The 931-nt window shown below is 60.5% G+C and carries 1 pseudogene; it reads right to left on the bottom strand.

Annotation, left to right across the window (positions count from 1 at the left end):
• Window positions 1-931, bottom strand: a pseudogene (locus B5F54_RS17125) (relaxase/mobilization nuclease domain-containing protein); the annotation flags it as partial.

Below are 931 nucleotides of genomic sequence, written 5' to 3'. Positions count from 1 at the left end.
CATTCAGCGTCGCGGCCATTTGTTTGAGGTTGTGCATGGTCGCCCAGCGTTCATAGCCCCGGCCTTTGCCCTCGGCTCTCTTGGCGGCTATGTCAACAAGCCGCTGCACACTTGGGGCCCCCGCAAAGCCGTCTGGCTTTGCGGGGAGAGGAGAAGCAGCGGAATGAGTGAGCTTTCCCGCTTGCGGGGAAGCGAAGGATATGGAGCTTGCGCCGACGAGTTTCGGGGCGGATTGAGGGGCTTTTGTGGGCTGTATGCCGGTTTTCCCACGCCGGGGGTATTCGGGTATGGCCGCAGTCTTTTCTGTGGCTCTGGCGGCGTTCTGCTCCAAAACGGCAAGGACAGCGGCGCGGTCAAAGTCGTCGCCCAGCTTTCGGGCGGTAATGGGCTTCGTCCTGTCCGGCGTAAGGTAGGACAGCCGCCCCCGGCTCTCCTTGACGGTCACGCCCTCCCGCAGCAGCAGAGAAGAAAACTCGTCAAAGCTGGCGGCAGTAGCAAGGGCTTTCCGTATGGTCTGCCGCAGCTTCTCCTTGTTCGTTTCAAACTTGGTCTGCCGGGGTGTGATACCGCCCGCAATCATGGGGGCGTTCTGCTTGTCCAGCGCGGCCTGTCCCTTTTTCTGCGCCCAATACTCCCGGTCGGTCACACGGTTCTTGCTGCCGTTCAAGAGGTCGATTTGGTAAAGCCCCTCCCGGTGGCACATCTCCATGACTTCGGATTTGAAGTAGCGCAAGGCCGCGTCGGTACAGCGGTGCTTGCAGCCGGCTTTCGTGTCGGCTGGCCTGTCCATGTAGGGCAGGAACGGCACTTCCTCTATCCGCAGGCTGTTAATGACGATATGCACATGAATGTTGCCGCTGTGGTTATGCCCGTCCGGGTGGGTGCATACAAGGGCTTGGTGGCCGGGGAAATGCTCGGCGCAAAACTTCTC

The sequence above is a fragment of the Anaeromassilibacillus sp. An250 genome, from assembly GCF_002159845.1.
GTDB classification, from domain to species: domain Bacteria; phylum Bacillota; class Clostridia; order Oscillospirales; family Acutalibacteraceae; genus Anaeromassilibacillus; species Anaeromassilibacillus stercoravium.
This window is presented reverse-complemented; position numbering and strand designations above follow the sequence as displayed.